This is a genomic window from Rhizobacter sp. P2_H2, assembly GCF_056403375.1.
Map to the genome: position 1 here is coordinate 1 of NZ_JBFUFP010001270.1, position 1,411 is coordinate 1,411.

At 71.9% G+C, this 1,411-nt stretch carries 2 protein-coding genes; both read left to right on the forward strand.

The window, feature by feature from the left end:
• The coding region (locus AC1D15_RS32250; protein WP_477829266.1) for a sensor histidine kinase at nt 1-568 on the forward strand (568 nt) is incomplete at its 5' end.
• A gap of 40 nt (nt 569-608) precedes the next feature.
• Entirely contained in the window at nt 609-1,292 is a 684-nt protein-coding gene (locus AC1D15_RS32255) for a response regulator transcription factor (RefSeq protein WP_169672690.1), read from the forward strand.
• Nucleotides 1,293-1,411 lie beyond the last annotated feature (119 nt).

Sequence of the window (1,411 nt, forward strand, 5' to 3'; positions counted from 1 at the left end):
GCTCAAGCTCGGTGCGTTGCGCGACAGCCCGCCGGGCGACGAGGCGACGGCGCTGCACGACGAGATCGGCGCGCTGCTGGCGCAGGCGTCGCGCGCTGCGCGCTCCGCCACCTTCGACCTCAGCAGCCCGGTGCTGCGCCTTGGCCTCGAGCAGGCCCTGCGCAGCCTGGCCGACCGCCTTGCCGCCGACAGCCGCCTGCAGGTCAGCTTCGATGGCGCGATGCCACCGCTCAGCCTGCCCGAGGCCGTGCTCGCCGTCGTGTTCCGCGGCGTGCGCGAGCTGTGCCTGAACGTGCAGAAGCATGCGCATGCGGCGCGCGTCAGCATCACCGCGTGGTGCGACGGCCGCTGCCTGAAGGTGTGCGTCGCCGACGACGGCGTCGGCTTCCGAACCGATGCCTCGCGCGGCGTCTTCAGCCGTACCGGCGGCTTCGGGCTGGCCAGCACGCAGGCGCAGATCCAGGCGATCGGCGGGCGGCTGGAGATCTCGTCCGCGGCGAGCCTGGGCACGCGCATCACGATCCTGTTGCCGAATGCGGTGGGCACGGCGGCACTCGCCGCGGCCTGAACGACGGCGCACCGACAGCACACGCATCGAAGGAAYGACCATGGGCATCCGCATCGTGTTGGCCGACGATCACCGCATCATGCGCGACGGGCTGTGCGCCCTGCTGGCGCGCGAGAAGGACATCGAGCTGATCGGCCAGGCCGACGACGGCTTGGGCGCGGTGCGCCTGGCGCGCGAGCTGCGGCCGGACATCGTCGTCACCGACGTGTCGATGCCGGGCCTGAACGGCGTCGAGGCGACGCGCCGCATCCGCACCGACGACCCGTCGGTGCGCGTGCTGTGCCTGTCGGTGCATGCCGAGAGCCGCATGGTGCTCGCGGTGCTCGAGGCCGGCGCCTCGGGCTACGTGCTGAAGGACTGCTCGTACGACGAGCTCGCGCTGGCCATCCGCAAGGCGATGGCCGACCAGGTGCACCTGAGTGCCGAACTGGTCGGCCTGGTCGTCAAGGAAGTGCGCAGCCGCGGCCAGCCGCAGGCGGCGGGCGGCACCGCGGCGCTGACGCCGCGCGAGCGCGAGATGGTGCAGCTGCTGTCCGAAGGCCTGTCGACGCAGCAGATCGCCGACCGGCTGCACGTCAGCATCAAGACCGTCGCGACGCACCGCGAGCATGTGATGCAGAAGCTCGACATCAGCAGCCTCGCCGAGCTGACCCGCTATGCGCTGTGCGAGGGCCTCAGCTCGCTCGACCAGCCGTGGCGCAGCGGCGCGCGCACGCCGTCCTGAGCGGGCAGGCTCAGCTTCCGCACCGGCCCGTATCAGCCGTTTCCTGATGGCGCGGCGGGCCGCGGCGGTTCACGCTGAGCGCCACGATGGGAGTTGCCGCGCGCCCTTTGACCCTCTAC

Excerpts from the sequence above, each read along its gene's own strand:
- AC1D15_RS32255 (WP_169672690.1), top strand. The coding sequence starts at position 609 with ATGGGCATCCGCATCGTGTTGGCCGACGATCACCGCATCATGCGCGAC.